This is a genomic window from Wolbachia endosymbiont of Laodelphax striatellus (assembly GCF_007115015.1).
Lineage (GTDB): Bacteria > Pseudomonadota > Alphaproteobacteria > Rickettsiales > Anaplasmataceae > Wolbachia.
In genome coordinates this window covers 975,308-995,603 of sequence record NZ_MUIX01000001.1, presented here as the reverse complement: position 1 = coordinate 995,603, position 20,296 = coordinate 975,308, and the positions used below count along the sequence as shown (strand labels likewise).

Here is a 20,296-nt window from a genome sequence, read left to right as displayed (position 1 = left end):
AGTTACCATGAAAAAAACAAAAAGTAAATTAGAAATAATGAACCCTAACGCAGCAGGAATAGATGTTGGTTCGGCTATACATTATGTGTGTGTACCAGAAGGAAGTGATGAACAGCATATACAAAAATTTAGCTGCTTTACAGAGGACCTTCATAACATAGCAAAATGGCTAAAAAAGTGTGAAGTTACTACAGTAGCCATGGAGTCAACCGGAGTGTACTGGATTCCTTTGTTTCAAGTACTTGAATCATATGGACTTGAAGTAAAACTTGCAAATGCAAGACATGTAAAAAATGTACCTGGAAGAAAGTCAGATGTCCAGGACTGCCAATGGCTTCAACAACTACACAGTTATGGGTTAATCGAAGGATCATTTAGGCCAGATAATCAAATGTGTGTATTGCGTAGTTATGTGCGGCAACGTAAAAACTTAATTGAAAATGCTGCTACACATATTAATCGTATGCAAAAGGCGTTGGTACAAATGAATATTCATTTACATAAAGTAATAAGCGATATCACTGGCGTCACAGGAATGCAAATTATTAAAGCAATAGTAGAAGGTGAAAAGAATCCCGAGAAGCTAGCTGAATTCAGAAGTGTGAATATGAAGAACGACAAAGCTACTATAGCAAAAGCATTAACAGGCGATTATAGAGAAGAACATTTATTTGTACTGAAACAAGAATATACAGCATATACTTTTTTTCAAGAGCAAATAACTGAATGTGATAAAAGCATAGAAAATTACTATAAAACATTTGAAACAAAGTCCGATGAGAGTAGAGAGTTAGGTAAGGAAAAAAACAAGTCTAGAAGAGGCAGACCAAACTTCACCTTGCGTGAGAAATTGTATAGGATAACCGGAATAGATTTTACTAAAATTCCTGGATTTGATATACTAACTGTACAAACTATTATTTCAGAAGTTGGCATTAACCATAATAAGTGGCAATCAGAAAAGCACTTTACTTCATGGTTAGTACTTAGCCCTGCTAACAAGATCACAGGAGAAAAAGTATTTGGGACAAAAACTCGTAAAGTCATTAATCGCGCTACAAATGCCCTGCGAATGGCTGCTTATGCTGTGGGAAATAGCACAAGTGCATTAGGTGCATATTGTAGGAGATTAAAAAGACGGCTAGGAGCAATAAAAGCAATTACTGCCACAGCAAGAAAATTAGCATGTATTTTTTACCAAATGTTGAAGTATGGACAAGAGTATGTGGAAAAAGGAATGAGTTATTATGAAACACGCTACAAAGAGAAAATTGTGAAAAATTTGATCAAGAAAGCGCAGGAGTTTGGCTACACACTAGTTCAACAAGAAGAGTTGATTAATGGAGTTTCTTAGGAGCAGAACAAGATGCTCTTCTGACCTTTCTTCCTTACTCAACTTTGAAGCTGCATCACCAAAAGAAGGTTTCTCTACTATATGCGTGTAAGAATTTTTAACTCTACTCTCATTATCAAGTACTGTAGTAGCCCACAAAAGCTTTTTAATATGATCTAACATATGCCACCTCTTACCATTAACAAAATATTAGTATACAAATTTTGTCATAATTCATCAACAACTAATTTATCATAAATAAAATGAGCTGCTAAAAAGGTATAAATTGAGGTTAGGTAAAGCTTTTGGTATAATACCTAGTCAATTTGGATAGGCAAGTGATCTTAGCTACAAAGACGTTTTTTATCTCATTTATTTTTGGGTTTATTCTCTTTCCCTATTTTATAAAACTTCTAAAAAAGATAAGTAAAGATGGACAACCAATCAGATCATATGGACCAGAAAGTCATTTAATAACAAAAAAGAATATACCACCTATGGGTGGAATAATAATACTCACTTCTGCTCTACTACCAATTCTGTTTTGGATTCAATTAACACCAGAAATTTCATTGCTGATATTTATAACTCTATTTTTTGCTCTGCTTGGATTTATTGATGACTGTTTAAAATTGAAGACAAATCACCACCGAGGTTTAAGTGCGAAAACCAAAATACTCGTTCAGTTTGCCGTTGCTCTGGTCGGTATGTTTATACTTAAGCTACAAGCTGCTGAAGGTTTCACAAAAACTTCCTTATTTCAAGAAATAGTAATCGACCTTGGCTATCTATATCTTCCGTTTGCTGCATTTGTAATTGTCGGCTCTGCTAATGCTGTGAATCTCACAGATGGCCTAGATGGCCTTGCTGCAACTCAAGTCATTACTTCTTTTGCTTCTTTGGGGCTAATTGCATACATCACTCAGACAGATGTAAACATTACTTTATTCTGCATTGCATTTATAGGAGCTATTTTAAGTTTCTTGTGGTTTAACACACATCCAGCAAAAATATTTATGGGTGATGTTGGAAGCCTATCAATCGGTGCAGCTTTAGGACTCACTAGTGTTCTAATTAAAAAAGAAATGCTTTTTTCCGTTATTGGAATAATCTTTGTAATAGAGACTTTATCTGTGATTATTCAGGTATCATATTTTAAATATACAAAATTTAGATATGGAGCAGGAAGAAGAATTTTCCTTATGACACCAATACATCATCACTTTGAAAAGAAAGGGTGGTCAGAAAATACAATAGTTATAAAATTTTGGATAATTTCTATTGCTTGTTCGATTTTTGCTTTAACTTTCTTATTATAGGAATTATGAAATATCCAGACTTTTCATTAGAAAATACATTATCAGGAATTATAGCAGGAGTAGATGAAGTAGGAAGAGGTCCGCTTGCCGGTCCAGTGATATCTGCAGCTGTAATATTTACTGATAGAGATACGGTTATTGATGGAATAAACGACTCAAAAAAGCTAACCCCTAAGTGTAGGCAAGTTCTATACGAAAAAATAACGTCTGTTGCAAAATTTGGTATAGGAATGGCAAGCGTAGAAGAAATAAACTCATACAATATTTTGCAAGCAACAAAGCTTTCAATGAAACGTGCGTTGGCAAACTTGAATCTAGAACTAGATTATGTGCTAGTTGATGGTAATCAACCACCTGAAGTAAAATGGCAAGTAAAATCTATAGTGAATGGTGATAGCTTAAGTATATCAATCGCAGCTGCTTCAATCGTTGCAAAAGTTACAAGAGATCGGCTTATGGAAGAATTGCATAATAAACATCCTCAATATAATTGGCATAAAAATAAGGGATATGGAACAAAAGAACACCTCAGCGCTATTGGCCTTCATGGAATTACGAAGCACCATAGAAAGAATTTTGCACCTATAAGAACCCCAGTTGGGGATTAGAAGTCAGTGAAAAAGCCAGGAAAATAGGGTAAACTCCGGAAACATATTATCAAAAAATAGAGAGGTTACCCATGAATAAAAATGTAACAGAATTATTTTGCTTTGTAGACGATTTTTGCAAGGCTATAAACAAAAATTTCGCAGAAAAACTCCTGCCAAACAGTAAAAAACCTACCAGAACGCCAGGGATTACGCATTCTGAAATTCTTACTATAATTTTACTTTATCAACAATCTAGATGTGAGGACTTTAAATCTTTCTATACATATTATTTGAAAGCACTACATGGATCTGAGTTTCAAAATTTGCCAACATATAGTAGATTTATTAGGCTAAAATCTAGGGTTTTATGGTATTTAGTGCTCTTGTTAAAGTGGCTTTGTGAGCACTCAAAAATGACCGGAATTTCGTACATAGATGCAACTTCTATCGCTGTTTGCCATCCAAAAAAAATCTCAAGAAACAAAGTTTTCAAAGGATTGGCAAAGCTTGGAAAGACTACATATGGCTGGTTTTTGGGTTTTAAATTGCATATGGTAATTAATGAAAAAGGTGAAATTCAAGGAGTTACAATGACTAAAGGTAACGTTGACGACAGAAAACCAGTACCAAAATTAACTGAAAAACTGACTGGTCTTTTGTTTGGTGATAAGGGCTATATAAAGAAAGAGCTCTTTGCAAAACTCTTCGATAGAGGAATAAAACTCGTTACCAAAGTAAAAAAAGGTATGAAAAACACATTAATGCTTCTTGAAGAAAAGATTTTTTTAAGAAAAAGGTCGATTATTGAAACAGTTTTTGGTTACCTCAAAAACAGACTTGATCTTGAGCATTCAAGACACAGGTCTCCAATAAATTTCTTGGTGCACATCTTTTCCACATTAGTTTCATATTCTATGAAGCCTAAAAAGCCCTCTATTTCTAGATTTTACTGTATTGATTAATCCGCAACTGGGGTTATAAGAATACTATAGCCTTTAATCACTTACCTTTTTTGAAAGGTATGTTTTCATTAAACAGGCAGACTGTGCTTGATCCGTTTCTTAAGGTAAATACCGAGCTTACTCTTTCAATTATCAGGTAGTCATCAACTGTACGAAAATTTATCAAGGATTCATATCCTGCAGAATCAACCATAAAAACTGCCGGGAAATCAGAGTTTATTTTATTAAATTGTAGATATGTAAATTTTCCGTCATCAAAAACCTTAATTGGTATTATTGATTGACTGCCTTTAACGTGCGAGATGGAATAGTTAAAATTCAAGCCTTTCTTTATAACCTCAATATCACTTATATCAGGGATAGTGGTATGAATAGCTTGCTCTAGAATATCACCGTTACTCGTTGAATAAATTTCATCACTGTTGAACAGTGGATAAAGAAACCTTACTTCATATGCTAACCTTGGATCATCTAGCCCGTTTGCTTCTTCAGCATGAAATTCGAAATAATAAACTCTTTTATTGGTAATTATAGTTGCATTAGTATCGGCAATATCATCTATAGGCTTAATAAATAATCTATTACCTTGAGGAAGGAGTTGCCAACCGGTTGCATCACCCATTGAAAGACTCTCTATTACCTCCCCTGGCTCAAACAATATGCTGGATTGATAACCATAAAAGCCCGTGTACTTATGTATAGCCTGTGGATTATAATTCATTACCTTTATGTGGTTATCACCAGCTATTGGTCTTGGTTCCTGTTTTGCAAGTGCATAACCACCACAAAAAAATAATAGTGTAACAAAGAGTACCCTAATCATAGTATCAAAATAAACTGATTTTCATTTTATCATTGATAGACATGCACTGCAACTGTTAAGCTATCCCAGTAGTAAGCGACAGAAAATGCAAGCTTCATAATAATTCATTACTGCAGGAAAAAATTCTTTAAACATTATTTTCATATATGTTAAAATAGGTTGTGAGGTAAATTATAAATGGAATACAACAAGTGAAGTTGAATGAGCAGCTTTTCAGTGCTGTTCTTAGTAATAATATAGAAGAAGCTGAAAGATTAATAAACGCTGGAGCGAGTGTATATTCAGTAGATAAGCATGGTAGGACTCCTTTACATCATGCTGCTCAGCGTGGCTATGTAGATCTAGCAGAGTATTTGATAAAAATAGGAACAGATGTCAACTCAGTAGATAATTTTAGAAATACTTCTTTGCATTTACTGCGCATAGCGGTTATATAAAAGATAATGGTGTGTGGGTCAATATAGAAGAGACTGCTAAATTCCGTCATAAAAATACAGTGGAGTTGTTGCTTAAAAAAAAAAGGGCAAATATTAATGCAGCGAACCATCAGATGCAGACTCCTTTACATATTGCAGCAGAAGGAGGACATAGTTATTTGTTAGAGGCGCTGCTTAAAAAGGGAGCTGCTGTTAACTTAGCAGATGATGAGAGAAATACTCCACTTCATTGCGTTGGTGGTATGGGCGGCGGTAAAGACGATAAAGAAGTAATAAAACTTTTACTTAAAGCAGGGGCAGATATTAATTTAGTTAATGCAGAAGGAGATACTCCTTTAAGTAGTTATGATTTAAGAAGTAGTCATCTTAGTACAGATATGAAATTGATGATAGTTCACATTACAAAACTAAAAGCTGCTGGATTGTTTATCAATCAGCGAAATATTCAATTTATGGATGAGTTAGTGAGGTTCTGGAGAGGAAGAAATAACAATTTCTTGTAGAATTTACCAAGGTGGTTTTCAAAATTTAGTAAAGAAGTGTCAAAGCTCAAGAAAGAGAATAGTGTGCTATATACCTTTCTGAAAGAAAGTAACATTAATGTGCTAGTTAAAATGTGGGAAGAAAGCGAATATATAAGAAACCAATTTATTGGTAGAGATTTAAATAAGGAATTAAAAGAGGTTTTAAAAGAACGGTATTCAAAATATGCTGACATTCTAATCAATAACGCTGATGGAGTGAGAAAAAAAATATCTCTATATAATAATAAGCTGCTACTTGACCCTTTGTCAGAACATTACAATATAACTTCAAAGATATGACGTTTACTGATATCAGAAATTTTTTTGACGTTCATAAAGAGGATTTTAGAAAAAATCACAAATATCTCTAATTGACTTGATAGATCTAAGTGATGTAAGAAAAAACACTCTTATACTGAAAGTACAAGTATTTGTTGAGATTATTAGGAATGTAGAACCTAGCAGAAATCTTGATAATTCAAACGCTGAACAACTTCAAGCTATTGATAGAAAAATCCCTTAATTGTACATAGGCCAAGTTGGCTTATGTGTTCTTATTCTCACTTTGTAAACATGCCAATAATTTTATCCACTATTCCACCCATATTTGCTTCAGCTTGAGTATGCGCTATTTTACCACCGTGTGAAATTAATTTAGGATCTGCACCAGGTGATATATTAACAAACTTACTACCAACAACTCCACTGCTAGCGATTAGAGCTGAGCTATCAATTGGCAACTTTATTTGTCTGCTTATGCACATATCGATTCGTGCTATGTAGGTAGCTTTGTCAAGCGATACACCAGTTATGCTTCCGATTTCTACACCAGAGATCTTGACACTATCACCAACCCCTACACCGTTAGCATCAGTAAAAAGGCCATGTATTTTATAGCAATCCTTATAGTTTCTCTTTATGTAAGATAGCTTATTAATAGCGAAGAAGACAAGAAAAATAGTGAAAATTAATACAAATGATCCAGCAATTATTTCAAATATATTTGACCTTCGCATCTTTAATGATTAGGATTCCAGCTTTCATAGTAGTTTTTCACCTTTTGATTTGGGTAGTATGCACCTTTCGTACCTGTTAAGTTAGGAGTTTTTCTTTTGTTATTATTAACTGGTACTTCATTATTAGTATAATGCAGCCATATATGCCATTCTGGAGGAATTGTTGTGGGCTCAGAAACATTACCATATATTACCCATCTTTTCCCTTTACTTGACTCATAGTAAGAATTTCCGTTTTCATCCCTACCTATAAATTTACCTTTTCTCCTTAATAAGTTTGTTACTGCATTATAAATTTTAGATAACATAAAGGTATTAAAACAAAAAGTATTATATATACTAATACTTTAACGATGTATTAACAACAGTTTAATGCAATTACCAATTCTACAAGTTATTATACCAATAATTGCATCGATGTTCTGCTTTCTTACCAGGAAACATAGGGTGTCCTGGTTTATCTCTTTTTTTACAACGGCAGCTACTTTCTTTATTTCATTAACGTTGCTAGTGAAAACATACAATGGTGAAATTATAACTTATTATCTTGGAGATTGGACTCCTCCATACGGAATAGAATTGAGAATCGACATATTGAACTCCTTGATTCTAACTTTGGTGAATTTTATAGCGCTGATTAGTGTACTTTATAGCTTTCATATTAATGAAAAAGAGATTAGCAAAAACAAAATCACTGGTTTTTACTCTCTATTTTTACTGTGCTTAAGTGGACTACTAGGGATTTTAGTCACAAATGACATATTCAACCTTTATGTCTTTTTAGAAATTTCATCTCTTTCTTCTTATGTTTTAGTTTCAATGGGAAGGGATAAGAAAGCTTTAGTTGCAGCATTTGAATATCTAATTAGCGGTACTGTAGGAGCAACATTTTACTTGTTTGGCATCGGCCTTTTATACTCTATGACCGGAACGCTCAACATGTCTGACATGGCTGAAAGAATAGTACCATTATACGATAATAACATCATAAGACTTGGTACATTATTCATTTTTGTTGGTCTCTCAATCAAAATGGCACTGTTTCCACTCAGTAGATGGCTGGTTAACGCATATAGTGAAGCACCTAGCTTCATTAGCGTATTCTTTTCAGGCACAGTGACAAAAGTGATGATATATGTTTTTATCAGAATCTTTTATACTGTTTTTCAGCAAAATTTTTTCTTACCACTGCATAATGTGATAATTATCCTCGCACTTTGCGCTATTGTATTTGGATCAATATCTGCAATAATCGAAAAAGATATAAAAAGACTGTTTGCTCACTCCTGTATCAGTCAGATTGGCTATATAATTTTAATGCTGGGTTTAAATTCAAAATCAGGTTTGTTTTCAGCAGTTCTCCACATAGTAAATCATAGCATGATAAAAACGTCTTTATTCATGGTTGCAGGGTGTATTTCTTATAAGGTTGGTATGACAAAAATAGAAAATTTATCAGGACTAAAAAAGTCAATGCCCTATACAACACTCGCATTTACTCTACTTAGTTTAGCATTAATCGGTGTACCCTTGACAAATGGCTTTGTAAGTAAGTGGTATATGATGCAAGCAATTCTTGAATCTCATGCATGGGTCTCTCTGATGGTTTTTGCTGTTAGCTCTTTTTTTGCATTAGTATACATTTGGAAAATGGTTGAGAAAATGTATTTTGAAAACAGTACAGCATCAAACGCTGGAATGACACTTAATGAGGTACCATTGCTTATGCTCTTTTGTCTATTATTTATGGCAATTTTAATGGTAATAACTGGGATATATAGCAGTCCAATTCGGTTGGTAATTAATAAATTTGCTTTTTGATTTTCTTATGTTTTATTGTATCTCAAAGTCTGTAAAGTTTTCGCTGTGGATAAGCTGAAGAAAATTCACTTATTATTAGTCATTAACGTAATAGCTCTGTTTTGCGTTGGCATTGTTGTGCAATATTCTTCTGCTGGAGGAAAGTGGGCTCCATTTGCAATTCACCAATTGGTCATATTCTCTTTCTTCCTTTTGCTTGCTATAGCTATGTCATTTATAGAGATAGATTTTTATTTGAAGCACGCTTATTTTTTTTACATAGCAGCAGTAATTGCGCTGTTAGCAGTAAATTTTTTTGGCTCGCATATAATGGGTGCAACGAGATGGATAAGAATTGGGTCAATTAGTTTACAACCATCAGAATTTGTAAAAGTGGGCTTAATACTTGCACTTGCTCGTTATTTTAATAAACAAAGTGTGTATAAAATGATGAAATTTCAAAGTTTATTTAAGCCACTTATAATTATTTTCTTACCTGTATTCCTTGTATTGAAGCAACCTAATTTAGGAACAGCTGTAATAATATTGTTTATAGGAGCATCAATTATATTCACAGCAATAATGGAAAGACCTCATTTAATAATTTTTGGAACGCTTGGCATTTTCGCAATACCAGCTATTTGGCCTTTTTTGCGCCCTTATCACAAGCAAAGGATATTATCATTTTTGGATTCATCAGTAGATCCACTTGGAATAGGTTATAATGCACAGCAATCTCAAATAGCTATTGGTTCAGGAGGTTTGTTTGGTAAGGGATTTGTTAATGGGAGTCAAACTCAACTTGGATTTTTGCCAGAGAAACGCACAGATTTTGCTTTTGCGGTACTTAGTGAGGAATGGGGGTTCTTAGTCAGCATGGCTTTGATTTTACTCTATACCACATTGCTTGCTATAATATTCTCCATTGCTTACAGGTCAAAAAATTACTTTTCTAAGTTAATATCTATCGGGGTTTTCGCCTTTTTTGGTGCTCATTTCTTTATAAACATTGGAATGACAATAGGCCTATTACCTATAATAGGTGACCCACTTCCATTTCTATCCTATGGCGGAAGCACAACTGCTGCGAGCTTAATATGTATAGGATTGCTACTTAGTTCCGTGGCATCTACAAAGAACTTAAAGCTAAGTTTCCGATTTCACCCATAGAAAGAGCTTAGACAACCATCACTCTGCTAATGGTTAACGTTCTTCAATGAGAATCCCATTTTACGGTGCTTAAATCTATTCCTTCTTGTACCATTTCCAAAAGTGGGCTCATCTCTCTTAGCCGTCCAACATTTTTAGTAACAAGATCTGCTGCGTATAGAACTTCATCTTTAGTTGTAAATCGGCCAAGGCCAAATCTAATTGATGAATGCTCAAGATCGTGGCCATTGTTTAGTGATCTTATAACATAAGAAGGCTCAAGGGATGCAGATGTGCATGCAGAACCAGAGCTTACTGCTAAATCCTTGATTGCCATGATAAGAGACTCACCCTCAACATAAGGAAAACTTAAGTTAAGGTTACCTGGAATCCTATTTTCGTAGTCACCATTTAAAACAACATCAGGAAATGCCTCTTTTATTTTGTTGTACAAAACATCTCTCAACTCTTCTAATTTGCTTGCTTCTATTTCCATTTCTTTTTTAGCGATACGTGCTGCTTCACCAAAACCAACTGCAAGGGGAGTAGGAACTGTTCCAGAGCGCATGCCTCTCTCCTGTCCACCACCACTAATTAGTGGCGTCAACCTAACACGAGGATTTTTTCTACGGACATATAATGCGCCTATTCCCATAGGTCCATAAATTTTATGGCTAGAAAGGCTCATAAGATCAATGTTCATTTCATTTACGTCTATTGGAACTTTTCCAAAGCTTTGGGCAGCGTCTGTATGAAAAAATATATTATGCTTTCTACACATTGCACCAATTTCTTTGACAGGTTGCATTACTCCGATTTCATTATTTGCCATCATCACTGAAATCAGAATTGTTTTATCAGTGATTGCCTTCTCAAGTTTCAACAAATCTATAATTCCGTTTTGCTTAACGGACAAATATGTAACTTTAAAGCCTTCATTTTCCAGATGTCGACAAGAATCTAAAACGCACTTATGCTCCGTGCAGACAGTTATTATATGATTTCCCTTATTCTTATAAAAATGAGCAACACCTTTGATAGCCATGTTATTTGATTCGGTTGCACCCGAGGTAAAGACGATTTCTTTGCTGTCTGCATTCACTAAATCAGCAATGTGCTTCCTTGCTTTTTCTACTGCTTCCTCAGCTGTCCAACCAAATGAATGGCTACGAGAGTGTGCATTACTAAACTCACCAAAATAAGGTATCATCACCTCCAAAACACGAGGATCTACTTTAGTAGTAGATTGATAATCGAGAAATATTGGTAATTTTATTTTAGCATTGCGTATTTTTTCCACATTCATAGTCAGATTCCAGCATAGAAGTTACTACATTTAGTAGCACTAAGGCTTAATTTTTTCAAGATATAATCTTGCCTAAACGAAAGTTGTCAGCGCTCTCTCCTACGTTATTCCAGTGCCCCTGTAATGTCATTCCCTATAATCAGTGTTTAGCTAGGTCGAATACACGCTAGGAAACTCTACTCGCGCTAGTGGTTTCTTGCTGTCTATTTGTTAAGATTGGTTTATCAACTTGAGTATCAGGCTTTGAAAATGCATATATAGAATTACCAACTATTAGTGCTGCTGCTGTGATTGCAACCACTGCTATAACTATAAGTATTAACTCAGCTGTAACTGTTTTGGTTGTAAAAAGTGCTATAGATATAGCACTACCTAATAATGCAATTGCTCCACCGGCAATCCACCCTTTCTTAATTGCTGGACGATTAAGATAATATAAATGAGTCTTTCCTGATTTATCTACTGCATTAACATTCGCACCTCTTTCTATAAGAGCTTTTACTAGGTCCATATGGCCATATAAAGCAGCACAGTGTAAAGGAGTCCTTTCCCATATATTTACTGCATTAACATCTGCACCTTTTTCTATGAGGGCCTTTGCTATGTTTATACTATCAAGATAAGTAGTATTATGTAAAGGAGTATCTCCTCTTACATCTTTTTCATTAACATTTGCCCCTTTTTCTATGAGAGCGTTCGCTATATTTTCTAGGTTACAGGAAGCAGCTAAATGCAAAAGAGTCGCTTTTCCACCATCTTTTAACACGTAATTTATATCAAAGCCAGATTTTTCCCACTCTTCATATTCCTTTGAATGCCTTTTTAGCTCATTTTGTATTATTTCAATTACGTTATCTTTGCTTAAATTTTTGTCATCATTAACTAAATTCAATAATTCGTACCAATTTAAAATTTCCATTGCCATAACCTTACCTTTGATTTTCAATAATGTATTAATTGCATGATAAGAAGTCAATTCAAATAAGCTATTATTGTCTCTTGAATCACAATGTTCGTATAGCTGCAACCCGAGAGGTATTGTTTCTCATCCACTGAAGGTATTGCACAGCGCTATCTACTTGATCATCGTGGCGGGTTTCTGGTGACCTTACCCAGAAAAAGTAGACAGAAAGTTAAGACGTTTTTGCTATGAGAATGATGAATCAAAAAGCTCAGGAATGCAATAGTTAATAGTAGAATGTCTACGCTGTTTATTATAAAAAATTTCTATATATTCAAATATTGCGGTTTTAGCTTGTTGTACAGAGTGTTGTGAAGTATCAATGAGTAACTCTCTCTTAAGTGAACTAAAAAAGCTCTCTGAAACAGCATTATCATAACAACAACCTTTGTGACTCATACTAGAAGTAATATTTTTTGTACTTAGTAAAAATTGATAATTTTTAGAGGTGTATTGCGATCCTTGATCGCTATGAAATAGTAGATTTTTAGGAGATTTGCGCCTACCAATAGCCATGAATAACGCATCTATAACTAATTGCCTATTTACTGCATTACTCATTGACCACCCAATCACCATGCGTGAATATAAATCTATTATTGCTGCCAAATATAACCATCCTTCATTAGTTTTTATGTACGTAATATCAGTTACCCATATCTTGTTAGGTTGATCAGCGATGAAATTCTGATTTAATATGTTAGGAGTTATAACTCTATTGTCTATTTGTGGTTTTTTACTTTTAAACTTTCGTCTAAGCTTAGCTTGAATGCCATTTTTCTGCATAATATTTTGCACTGTTTTGATGTTATAATTTTTACCTAAAGCCTTTAATTCAGCGTGAATTTTAGGAGCTCCGTATCTGCATTGTGATGATCGATATACCTTCTGAATATCTTGTATGAGCTCTTCTCTTATTGATTTTTTGTTGTTTTTTTCCTTAGTAATCCATTTATAATAACCACAAGCAGATACGTTCAAAAATCTGCATAATTCCCGTATTTTATAGCAGTTTTCATGTTCTTTTATAAAAGAATATTTTACTCTTTTTGGTTTGCAAAATATCCCAGGGCTTTTTTTAAAATGTCTCTTTCCCTCGTTACTCTTGCCAGCTCTTTCTTTAAATCAAACTTTTCTTTGTCACAATGAGCTACTTTCCCCTTTCCTGGAAACGCATCTACTCCAGACATTCTATCATTGTATGTTTTTACCCATCTGCTTACCGCTAATACCCAAATCTCTTGCTATTTTTGCTGATGATTGACCTGTTTCTTTTACTAGTCTTATAGCTTCAATTTTGAATTCTGCTGTATATTCTTTTCTTTTTGTCATACCACACCTCTTTGAAAAAACGTTTTATTTTACTTCAAAAACGTCTTAACTTTCTGTCTACTTTTTCTGGGTAAGGTCACGCACCTGGTGTCAAGCGAATGCTTTTCGCTAAGCCGCTGAGAATAGCTTGCAACTATTATTCTTGCGGTTGGCTGATTACCAAGTATCCATGCGGGCCATGCAACACTCACGCACATAGACTTCATCGAGCGCGGAGGCATATTGAATATTATTCGCTTCACTTCACCAGTGCTTGCTGCTTCAAGCCTGTCTGCTATAATTTTTATATACTGATAATTGTTATACTCACATCCCGGCATCACCGTTTGAAAGCATAGTTCGATAAATTTTAAAAAGTTCATGTTAGTCTCCTATAGTGTTAGTGGAATTTACTTTATGGTGGTGTCAGCCTCTTTGGTGTCATATCAGCGTCCTTTTTCTTGTCATCCAAGTAGCCCTTTCCTTGTCATTCCAGTGCTTGACACTGGTTCACCTTATGATGGTGTTATTCAAGTAGCCTCTATCCAAGTGCCCCTTTGGTGTCATCCGAGTAGCTGACACTGGTTTCTTACCAACAAAACCTAGCATAACTTTTGTGCTCAAAAGATTTCTGGATTCCAGCATCAAGTGCTGGCCTGAAGCTTTAGTTACAAGTATTAAGAAATTCACCAAATGAAGAAAAAAGGCAAAAGAATCCCCGTGTAACGAGTTTTGACCCTATAATAATGTAAATTGGCATTGTAATAATGTGCTAACGCTTATTTAAAGCGCATTTTGGCTGAATGTAGAAAAAATAAAAAAGACATGCAGCTGCTATAATTTTATGTAATCTGCCAATATATACCTGAGTTTTTTACTGAATTTTGTTGTTAAATCTGCAGAGATTAAAAACAAGGATAAATACTCTTATTGATATGATAAGGGAGTTGGGGAAATTTGTAAAGTAATCTTTTTCGTTTGTGTTCCCTTATGCTTGAGATAACTCCATGTAGGTTCATGTTACTCTTTATTTCCATGAATTCCCTTTGAAGTTGAATATTGAAAATTAACTGGAGAATTGTGAATTACTTTGTATATGTCATAACAAGCCATGGCGCTCTCAGCAAAACCATTTAGTATCAATTTTAGTTTGCCTGGATAAGTAGCTATATCTCCGATTGCATATATTCTATCTCTACTAGTTCTAAGCGTAGCTGAATTAACAACTATGCGGCTATGTTCTAACTGTATACCCCAATTGTTTATTGGACCAAGATTCATTGACAGTCCAAAAAATGGCAGCAAAAAATTAGCGGATATTTCTTTTTCTTCCTTAGAGGCAATGTTTTTTACTATCACTGCTCTCAACTGCCCATTACCTCCTGCTAGTTCGTGTAATTGATATGGCACTACCAGTTCTATCTTTCCATCATTTTCAAGTGATTCTAATTTATTTCTAGTTTCAGGAGTGCAGCGAAATTCCTTTCTCCTATGTATCACATAAATTTTCTTCGCAACCTTAGAAAGTTCTACAGTCCAATCAGCCGCAGAATCACCTCCCCCTGCAATGACTATAGTTTTGTCCTGAAAATCAGAAATTTTATTTACACTATAAAATACAGATTTATTTTCATATTCTAATATACCACTTAAGGGTGGACGGTTAGGTTCAAACATTCCATTACCTGCAGCAATGATAACGGCTTTGCATTTTACCTCTGTACCTATGTTCGTTATGATAGTAAAGTTTTCACCTTCGTTATTTGAAATCTTTTCCACTTTTTGACTTAAATGGTAAACAGGCTCAAATGGTGAAGCTTGCTCCATTAGTCGCTCAATTAATTTTTGGGCAGTAATTACAGGATAACCAGGTATATCATATATTGGCTTTTCTGGGTAAAGAGCTGTGCATTGTCCTCCTGCTTGATCCAAAACATCTATTATATGACATCTCATATCAAGCATTCCCGCTTGAAAAGCAGTGAATATTGCAACAGGCCCTGCACCTATTATTACGATATCGGTTTCCATATTCAGATGGTGATCTATTTATAGATATTAGCTTTCTTTGCTAACAAGGTCAATTTACAAAGGGATGTATTTTTAAAAGATGTGGCTAGATTAGATAAGATTTCCAGCGTTATGAACCACATAGTCCAAATAAGCTCTAAAAATCAGCTATCGTAGCGAGATGATGTGCGGACGGAATGGGATTCGAACCCATGGTACGTTTCCGTACGTCAGTTTTCAAGACTGGTGCCTTAAACCGCTCGGCCATCCGTCCACCTCTTTTTTACCACAATATTTAATTTCAAGCAATCTATAAAAATCTTACTTGCCTACACAAAAGCTACTAAACACACTATCCAATATTTCCTCAACATTAATAATTCCAATTACTGCACCAAGTTCAAATGCAGCAAGCCTCAAGTCTTCAGATATCAACTCAATTGGATTATAGATATTAAAACGCTTTAAATGTTCCAGTGCTTTCTGCATGTGATTCCTATGTCTTTGCCGAGTAATCACAGGAGTGTCTCTATCATGCCCAAATTTTTCCTTTGCCTTCTCTTTTATGAGAGAGATCAATTTGTTTGTACCTATTCCCTTTAGAATAGAAATGGGTAAAAGATCTATGCCATTAACTTTTATATTGTGATCATTGATAACATCGTCAGCTTTGCTCAATACATAAATAGTATCGCTATTTACAACGTTGCAATTGATATTATGACGCTGTTCAAAAGGAAATAGTTCTATTCTTAAATCAGCTTCAAAAGACCTTTTTTTCGCTCGACTTATACCTTCTGATTCTATTGGATCTGAACTCTCACGAATTCCAGCAGTATCAGAGAGAATGATTGGGTATCCGCCAATGTCAATATGAGCTTCAAGTATATCTCTTGTTGTGCCTGCATATTCAGAAACAATAGCAATATCACGCTTGGCTAAGAAATTAAACAGAGTTGATTTACCGACATTTGGTTCACCAGTTATTACAATATGTAAACCCTCACGCAACCTTTCGCCCCGTCTATTATCATTTAAATGCTCTTGTATCAACTGCACGAGGGATTGCACTTTATTATTAATTTTTTCCAATTCACTTTTTTCTGCCCAAATGTTCTCTGGAAAGTCTATATATGCTTCGATTTTGGATTGTATCGTTATTAATCTTTGCCTCCAATTGCTGTATAGTCTCTCCAATTCTCCTGATATCTGCTTAATCGCTTGTTTAGCTTGCATTTTCGTCTCAGCATCAATTAAGTCTGCAATCCCTTCTATTTGCGTTAAGTCAAATTTACCATTTAGAAAAGCCCTAAGTGAGAATTCTCCAGGCCTGGCCATAACGAAAATTTTTGATAATTCCTCCAAGATGATTTTTATGACGGCCTTGCTTCCATGCACTTGTAACTCTATAACATCCTCGCCAGTGAAACTATTTGGAGTAGGGAAATAGATGATTATTCCATTATCTATCAATTGACTGGAATCATCATATAGATCAACTAAAGTAGCAAATCTTGGTTTAATTTCTTTCTTAATATGAAAATGATTTAAAGCTTTAAGCGCGTAGTTGCCTGAAATTCTGACTACTGCAACTCCTGACTTACCAAATACGGTCGATAAAGCGAAAATAGTTTCATTTGTGTTTGTCATTATTGATATAAACTACTTAGCAATATTACACTTAAGAAACCAAAATACCTAAAAAGTCACCCAGGTGAAAATATTTATTTTGAAAACTGATAATATCATTTATAATGACTGACACAAGTTTTAAATATTTTATGCTCAAGAAATTAGCTTGGTACTGGTCTTTTGTAGAGTTAATTAAAGGGTTTGTTATTACATTAAAATATATGTTTAAGCCAAAGGTTACTTTGAGGTATCCTATGGAGAAGGGCCCTTTAAGTCCAAGGTTTCGTGGTGAGCATGCATTGCGTAGGTATCCAAACGGTGAAGAACGATGCATAGCTTGTAAGTTATGCGAAGTTATCTGCCCTGCTCAAGCAATAGTTATTGAAGCAGAGGAAAGAGAAGACGGTAGTCGCCGCACCACACGCTATGATATTGATATGACAAAATGCATATACTGCGGACTTTGCCAAGAGGCATGTCCAGTTGATGCAATTGTGGAGGGTCCTAACTTTGAATTTGCTACTGAAACAAGAGAGGAGCTAATGTACAATAAAGAAAAGTTATTGCATAATGGTGAAGTTTGGGAAGACGCAATTGCACTCAGGTTAAAAAAGAATAGGCCGTATTACTAATGTTTCAAACTTATAGCAAACCACCTTCAAGCTACATATCTGTATAGGTCTATTCATGATTAGGATTACTTTTTCAACCGAACAAAAAGTAAAAGAATACAGTGGTAGAGTCACTGGCTTTGATATATTACAACCGGATGCTTTGAAAGAAGCAGTTGCATTGAAAGTAAACGGTGAGTTGTATGATCTCTCACGTGAAATTGAATCTGATGCAGAGATAGAGGTGATACAACCGAGTGACGAAGTGGGTTTGGACATAATAAGGCACGATGCTGCTCACATAATGGCACAGGCAGTGAAAGAGCTATTTCCTAATACTCAGATTACTATCGGCCCAACAATTCAGGACGGTTTTTACTATGATTTTGCTACAGATCGTACCTTTACTACGGACGATCTTACCGCAATAGAAAAGAAAATGAAAGAGATTGTAAAAAGTAACCACAGATTTGTTCGAGAAGTTTGGACTCGCAAGCAGGTAATTGATTTCTTTAGTGGTATAGGCGAAAAATATAAGGTTGATATTATCTCATCCATACCAGAGGGTGAAAACCTAACTGTTTATAGGCAAGGTGATTTTGTTGACCTATGCCGTGGTCCGCACTCACCATCAACTGGCAGAGTTAAAGCGTTTAAACTTATGAAAGTAGCAGGTGCATACTGGCGTGGCGATTCTAAGGGCCCAATGTTGCAAAGAATATATGGCACCGCGTGGAGAAATAAGGATGAATTAAATACTTATCTTAAACGTCTGGAGGAAGCAGAAAAACGCGACCACCGCAAAATTGCTAAGGATATGGATTTATTTCACATTCAAGAGGAAGCTGTTGGGCAGGTTTTTTGGCATGAACAAGGATATACTTTATATAATGTTCTTGAGTCTTACATCAGAAAGAAGCTAATAAATAATGGCTATTTTGAGGTAAAAACTCCTATTTTAGTAAGTAAAGAGCTGTGGGAAAGATCTGGACATTGGGATAAGTTTCGTGAAAATATGTTTATTGTTGACGAATCTGAGAATAAAAAGTTAGCAATAAAGCCCATGAATTGTCCTTGCCATGTGCAGATTTTTAATTATCACACCAGAAGTTATCGTGATCTACCAATACGTATGGCAGAATTTGGCACGTGCCATAGGAATGAAAGCTCAGGCTCATTGCACGGACTGATGCGAGTGCGTGGTTTTACGCAAGACGATGCACACATTTTTTGTATGGCAAAACAAGTGAATTCTGAAACTGTAAAGTTTTGCGGCCTTTTAAAAGAAGTATATTCAGAGCTTGGATTCAATGAAATTTCTGTGAAATTTTCAGATCGTCCAGATACTAGATCAGGTAATGATGAAGTGTGGAATAGAGCTGAAAAAGCTCTGCTTGAAGCAGTTAAAGAAGCAGGGCTTAGTTATGAACTTAATCCTGGTGAAGGTGCATTTTATGGTCCAAAGTTAGAGTTTGTTTTAAAAGATGCAATAGGCAGAAATTGGCAATGTGGAACATTACAAGTTGATTTCATTTTACCAGAACGTCTGGGAGCTTTTTATATAGGGGCAGATGGGCACAAGCATCACCCTGTCATGTTACATAGGGCAATTCTTGGGACTTTTGAGCGTTTTATCGGAATTTTGATAGAAAATTATGCAGGAAAATTTCCAGTTTGGCTTGCTCCAACGCAACTTGCTATTCTGACCATTACAAATGAAGCTGACGGTTATGCTACAGAAATCAGCAACGTTTTAAAAGCACAAGGTGTGAGAATCAAAACTGATTTGACCAATGAAAAAATTAGTTATAAGATACGTTTGCATAGTTCAAACAAGGTTCCTATATTGTGGATTGTAGGCAAAAATGAAGTTACAAGTAAAACTGTGTCAGTGAGAAATTTAGGGTCAGAAGAACAAGAGTCTTTTCCTTTGGAGAAAGCTACTGAATTGCTGTTAAAAAGTATTAATTTGAATTAATGGAGATAAAATTTGCAAGTCAAAAAGAACAATAAAAACAGAATTAATGAATTCATCACAGCTAAGGAGGTACGCTTAGTTGATCATAGTGGTGAAATGGTCGGAATTGTGCCAATAGAACAAGCTTTAGAAGTTGCACAAAGTGTCAATTTAGACTTGGTAGAAATCGCACCTGATTCAACTCCTCCAGTATGTAAGATTCTGGACTATAGCAAACAAAAGTATGATATAAAAAAGAAGGCAAGTGAAGCAAAAAAGAAACAAAAAACATTAACTATAAAAGAAATTAAACTGGGTCCTAATATTGGTGATCACGACTACGAAACAAAATTGCGTCAAACAAGGGATTTTCTTGTGAATGGACATAGAATTAAAGTCACGATGAGATTTAGAGGAAGAGAGCTTATAAACACTGAAGTTGGACTGGAAAAATTAGAACGGCTAATTAGAGATGCTGAAGATATTGCAAAAGTAGAATTAGCACCTAAAAGGGAAGGAAATCAATATTCTTTAACTTTAGCTGCTAAGTAGTAA

General features: G+C 35.0%; 21 protein-coding genes, 1 tRNA gene and 2 pseudogenes. 13 read left to right on the top strand and 11 right to left on the bottom strand.

All coding sequences use genetic code 11. The features are described from left to right. Positions 1-7 precede the first annotated feature (7 nt). Positions 8-1,354: an IS110 family RNA-guided transposase gene (locus BVG17_RS04755; protein WP_143688718.1), complete on the top strand. Its 1,347-nt coding sequence runs from the start codon at positions 8-10 to the stop codon at positions 1,352-1,354. On the opposite strand, the gene BVG17_RS09215 is transcribed toward BVG17_RS04755, so the two are convergent. Continuing rightward, a complete protein-coding gene (locus BVG17_RS09215; RefSeq protein WP_063630875.1) occupies positions 1,316-1,516 on the bottom strand; it encodes a hypothetical protein in 201 nt (66 codons plus the stop codon). The genes BVG17_RS04755 and BVG17_RS09215 overlap by 39 nt on opposite strands. Positions 1,517-1,671: 155 nt before the next feature. On the opposite strand from BVG17_RS09215, the gene mraY reads away from it, so the two are divergent. From mraY to BVG17_RS04735, 3 genes are all read left to right on the top strand, one after another. After that, on the top strand, positions 1,672-2,652 hold the full coding sequence (gene mraY / locus BVG17_RS04745) for a phospho-N-acetylmuramoyl-pentapeptide-transferase (RefSeq protein ID WP_063630876.1): 981 nt from the start codon (positions 1,672-1,674) through the stop codon (positions 2,650-2,652). Positions 2,653-2,657: 5 nt separating this feature from the next. Beyond that, on the top strand, positions 2,658-3,260 hold the full coding sequence (locus BVG17_RS04740) for a ribonuclease HII (RefSeq protein WP_063630874.1): 603 nt from the start codon (positions 2,658-2,660) through the stop codon (positions 3,258-3,260). Positions 3,261-3,331: 71 nt separating this feature from the next. Then, entirely contained in the window at positions 3,332-4,204 is an 873-nt protein-coding gene (locus BVG17_RS04735) for an IS982 family transposase (RefSeq protein ID WP_143688848.1), read from the top strand. A gap of 37 nt (positions 4,205-4,241) precedes the next feature. Here BVG17_RS04735 and virB9 read toward each other — a convergent pair whose 3' ends face one another. Next, complete coding sequence (gene virB9 / locus BVG17_RS04730) at positions 4,242-5,027, bottom strand: P-type conjugative transfer protein VirB9 (protein ID WP_017531859.1); 786 nt, start codon at positions 5,025-5,027, stop codon at positions 4,242-4,244. Positions 5,028-5,218: 191 nt separating this feature from the next. Between virB9 and BVG17_RS04725 the strand changes: the two genes are divergently transcribed. The 4 genes from BVG17_RS04725 (at position 5,219) to BVG17_RS09210 (ending at position 6,511) form a co-directional block, all read left to right on the top strand. Beyond that, entirely contained in the window at positions 5,219-5,464 is a 246-nt protein-coding gene (locus BVG17_RS04725; RefSeq protein WP_063630836.1) for an ankyrin repeat domain-containing protein, read from the top strand. A gap of 11 nt (positions 5,465-5,475) precedes the next feature. After that, positions 5,476-5,967 carry an ankyrin repeat domain-containing protein gene (locus BVG17_RS04720; RefSeq protein WP_063630837.1) on the top strand — a complete coding sequence of 164 codons (492 nt, stop codon included), beginning with the start codon at positions 5,476-5,478 and terminating at the stop codon, positions 5,965-5,967. 36 nt (positions 5,968-6,003) lie between these two features. Next, positions 6,004-6,288, top strand: coding sequence for a hypothetical protein (locus tag BVG17_RS04715; RefSeq protein WP_063630838.1), 285 nt, complete (start codon positions 6,004-6,006; stop codon positions 6,286-6,288). 76 nt (positions 6,289-6,364) lie between these two features. Further along, positions 6,365-6,511 carry a hypothetical protein gene (locus BVG17_RS09210; protein ID WP_017531962.1) on the top strand — a complete coding sequence of 49 codons (147 nt, stop codon included), beginning with the start codon at positions 6,365-6,367 and terminating at the stop codon, positions 6,509-6,511. 37 nt (positions 6,512-6,548) lie between these two features. Here BVG17_RS09210 and mlaD read toward each other — a convergent pair whose 3' ends face one another. After that, positions 6,549-7,004 carry an outer membrane lipid asymmetry maintenance protein MlaD gene (gene mlaD / locus BVG17_RS04710; RefSeq protein WP_017531963.1) on the bottom strand — a complete coding sequence of 152 codons (456 nt, stop codon included), beginning with the start codon at positions 7,002-7,004 and terminating at the stop codon, positions 6,549-6,551. Between the two features lie 2 nt (positions 7,005-7,006). Continuing rightward, the gene (locus BVG17_RS04705) at positions 7,007-7,312 is read right to left on the bottom strand and encodes an NADH-ubiquinone oxidoreductase subunit NDUFA12 family protein (RefSeq protein WP_063630839.1); all 306 of its coding nucleotides are present in this window, start codon (positions 7,310-7,312) and stop codon (positions 7,007-7,009) included. 64 nt (positions 7,313-7,376) lie between these two features. Between BVG17_RS04705 and BVG17_RS04700 the strand changes: the two genes are divergently transcribed. Further along, positions 7,377-8,825, top strand: coding sequence for a proton-conducting transporter transmembrane domain-containing protein (locus BVG17_RS04700; protein WP_063630840.1), 1,449 nt, complete (start codon positions 7,377-7,379; stop codon positions 8,823-8,825). Between the two features lie 45 nt (positions 8,826-8,870). Continuing rightward, complete coding sequence (gene rodA / locus BVG17_RS04695; protein WP_063630841.1) at positions 8,871-9,974, top strand: rod shape-determining protein RodA; 1,104 nt, start codon at positions 8,871-8,873, stop codon at positions 9,972-9,974. Between the two features lie 43 nt (positions 9,975-10,017). On the opposite strand, the gene BVG17_RS04690 is transcribed toward rodA, so the two are convergent. The 7 genes and pseudogenes from BVG17_RS04690 to mnmE all read right to left on the bottom strand — a co-directional run bounded on the left by BVG17_RS04690 (position 10,018) and on the right by mnmE (position 17,191). Further along, positions 10,018-11,259 carry an IscS subfamily cysteine desulfurase gene (locus BVG17_RS04690; RefSeq protein ID WP_017531967.1) on the bottom strand — a complete coding sequence of 414 codons (1,242 nt, stop codon included), beginning with the start codon at positions 11,257-11,259 and terminating at the stop codon, positions 10,018-10,020. 166 nt (positions 11,260-11,425) lie between these two features. Then, positions 11,426-12,178: an ankyrin repeat domain-containing protein gene (locus tag BVG17_RS04685; protein ID WP_063630842.1), complete on the bottom strand. Its 753-nt coding sequence runs from the start codon at positions 12,176-12,178 to the stop codon at positions 11,426-11,428. Between the two features lie 228 nt (positions 12,179-12,406). Next, positions 12,407-13,552, bottom strand: a pseudogene (locus BVG17_RS09205) (IS3 family transposase). A 77-nt stretch (positions 13,553-13,629) separates the two neighbouring features. Next, a pseudogene (locus BVG17_RS04670) lies at positions 13,630-13,914 on the bottom strand (phage terminase large subunit); the annotation flags it as partial. A 637-nt stretch (positions 13,915-14,551) separates the two neighbouring features. Further along, complete coding sequence (locus BVG17_RS04665) at positions 14,552-15,562, bottom strand: NAD(P)/FAD-dependent oxidoreductase (RefSeq protein WP_063630986.1); 1,011 nt, start codon at positions 15,560-15,562, stop codon at positions 14,552-14,554. 168 nt (positions 15,563-15,730) lie between these two features. Continuing rightward, positions 15,731-15,815: transfer RNA gene (locus BVG17_RS04660), tRNA-Ser, on the bottom strand. A gap of 47 nt (positions 15,816-15,862) precedes the next feature. After that, positions 15,863-17,191 (bottom strand): tRNA uridine-5-carboxymethylaminomethyl(34) synthesis GTPase MnmE, encoded by a 1,329-nt coding sequence (gene mnmE, locus BVG17_RS04655; protein WP_063630985.1) that lies wholly within the window; start codon positions 17,189-17,191, stop codon positions 15,863-15,865. 131 nt (positions 17,192-17,322) lie between these two features. On the opposite strand from mnmE, the gene nuoI reads away from it, so the two are divergent. Genes nuoI through infC form a run of 3 tightly spaced genes read left to right on the top strand, consistent with a single transcriptional unit; the run spans position 17,323 to position 20,293 of the window. Beyond that, positions 17,323-17,805: an NADH-quinone oxidoreductase subunit NuoI gene (nuoI, locus tag BVG17_RS04650; RefSeq protein ID WP_026092624.1), complete on the top strand. Its 483-nt coding sequence runs from the start codon at positions 17,323-17,325 to the stop codon at positions 17,803-17,805. Positions 17,806-17,860: 55 nt separating this feature from the next. Further along, entirely contained in the window at positions 17,861-19,762 is a 1,902-nt protein-coding gene (thrS, locus tag BVG17_RS04645) for a threonine--tRNA ligase (RefSeq protein ID WP_063630984.1), read from the top strand. A gap of 12 nt (positions 19,763-19,774) precedes the next feature. Next, a complete protein-coding gene (gene infC / locus BVG17_RS04640; protein WP_017531976.1) occupies positions 19,775-20,293 on the top strand; it encodes a translation initiation factor IF-3 in 519 nt (172 codons plus the stop codon). Positions 20,294-20,296: the final 3 nt, after the last annotated feature.

What these genes read in the sequence shown, in the direction of transcription:
- BVG17_RS04755 (WP_143688718.1), top strand. Translation starts at nt 8, where the DNA reads ATGAAAAAAACAAAAAGTAAATTAGAAATAATGAACCCTAACGCAGCA.
- BVG17_RS09215 (WP_063630875.1), bottom strand. Translation starts at nt 1,516, where the DNA reads ATGTTAGATCATATTAAAAAGCTTTTGTGGGCTACTACAGTACTTGAT.
- BVG17_RS04740 (WP_063630874.1), top strand. Translation starts at nt 2,658, where the DNA reads ATGAAATATCCAGACTTTTCATTAGAAAATACATTATCAGGAATTATA.
- BVG17_RS04735 (WP_143688848.1), top strand. Translation starts at nt 3,332, where the DNA reads ATGAATAAAAATGTAACAGAATTATTTTGCTTTGTAGACGATTTTTGC.
- virB9 (WP_017531859.1), bottom strand. Translation starts at nt 5,027, where the DNA reads ATGATTAGGGTACTCTTTGTTACACTATTATTTTTTTGTGGTGGTTAT.
- mlaD (WP_017531963.1), bottom strand. Translation starts at nt 7,004, where the DNA reads ATGCGAAGGTCAAATATATTTGAAATAATTGCTGGATCATTTGTATTA.
- BVG17_RS04705 (WP_063630839.1), bottom strand. Translation starts at nt 7,312, where the DNA reads ATGTTATCTAAAATTTATAATGCAGTAACAAACTTATTAAGGAGAAAA.
- BVG17_RS04700 (WP_063630840.1), top strand. Translation starts at nt 7,377, where the DNA reads ATGCAATTACCAATTCTACAAGTTATTATACCAATAATTGCATCGATG.
- BVG17_RS04690 (WP_017531967.1), bottom strand. Translation starts at nt 11,259, where the DNA reads ATGAATGTGGAAAAAATACGCAATGCTAAAATAAAATTACCAATATTT.
- BVG17_RS04685 (WP_063630842.1), bottom strand. Translation starts at nt 12,178, where the DNA reads ATGGAAATTTTAAATTGGTACGAATTATTGAATTTAGTTAATGATGAC.
- BVG17_RS04665 (WP_063630986.1), bottom strand. Translation starts at nt 15,562, where the DNA reads ATGGAAACCGATATCGTAATAATAGGTGCAGGGCCTGTTGCAATATTC.
- mnmE (WP_063630985.1), bottom strand. Translation starts at nt 17,191, where the DNA reads ATGACAAACACAAATGAAACTATTTTCGCTTTATCGACCGTATTTGGT.
- nuoI (WP_026092624.1), top strand. Translation starts at nt 17,323, where the DNA reads ATGCTCAAGAAATTAGCTTGGTACTGGTCTTTTGTAGAGTTAATTAAA.
- thrS (WP_063630984.1), top strand. Translation starts at nt 17,861, where the DNA reads ATGATTAGGATTACTTTTTCAACCGAACAAAAAGTAAAAGAATACAGT.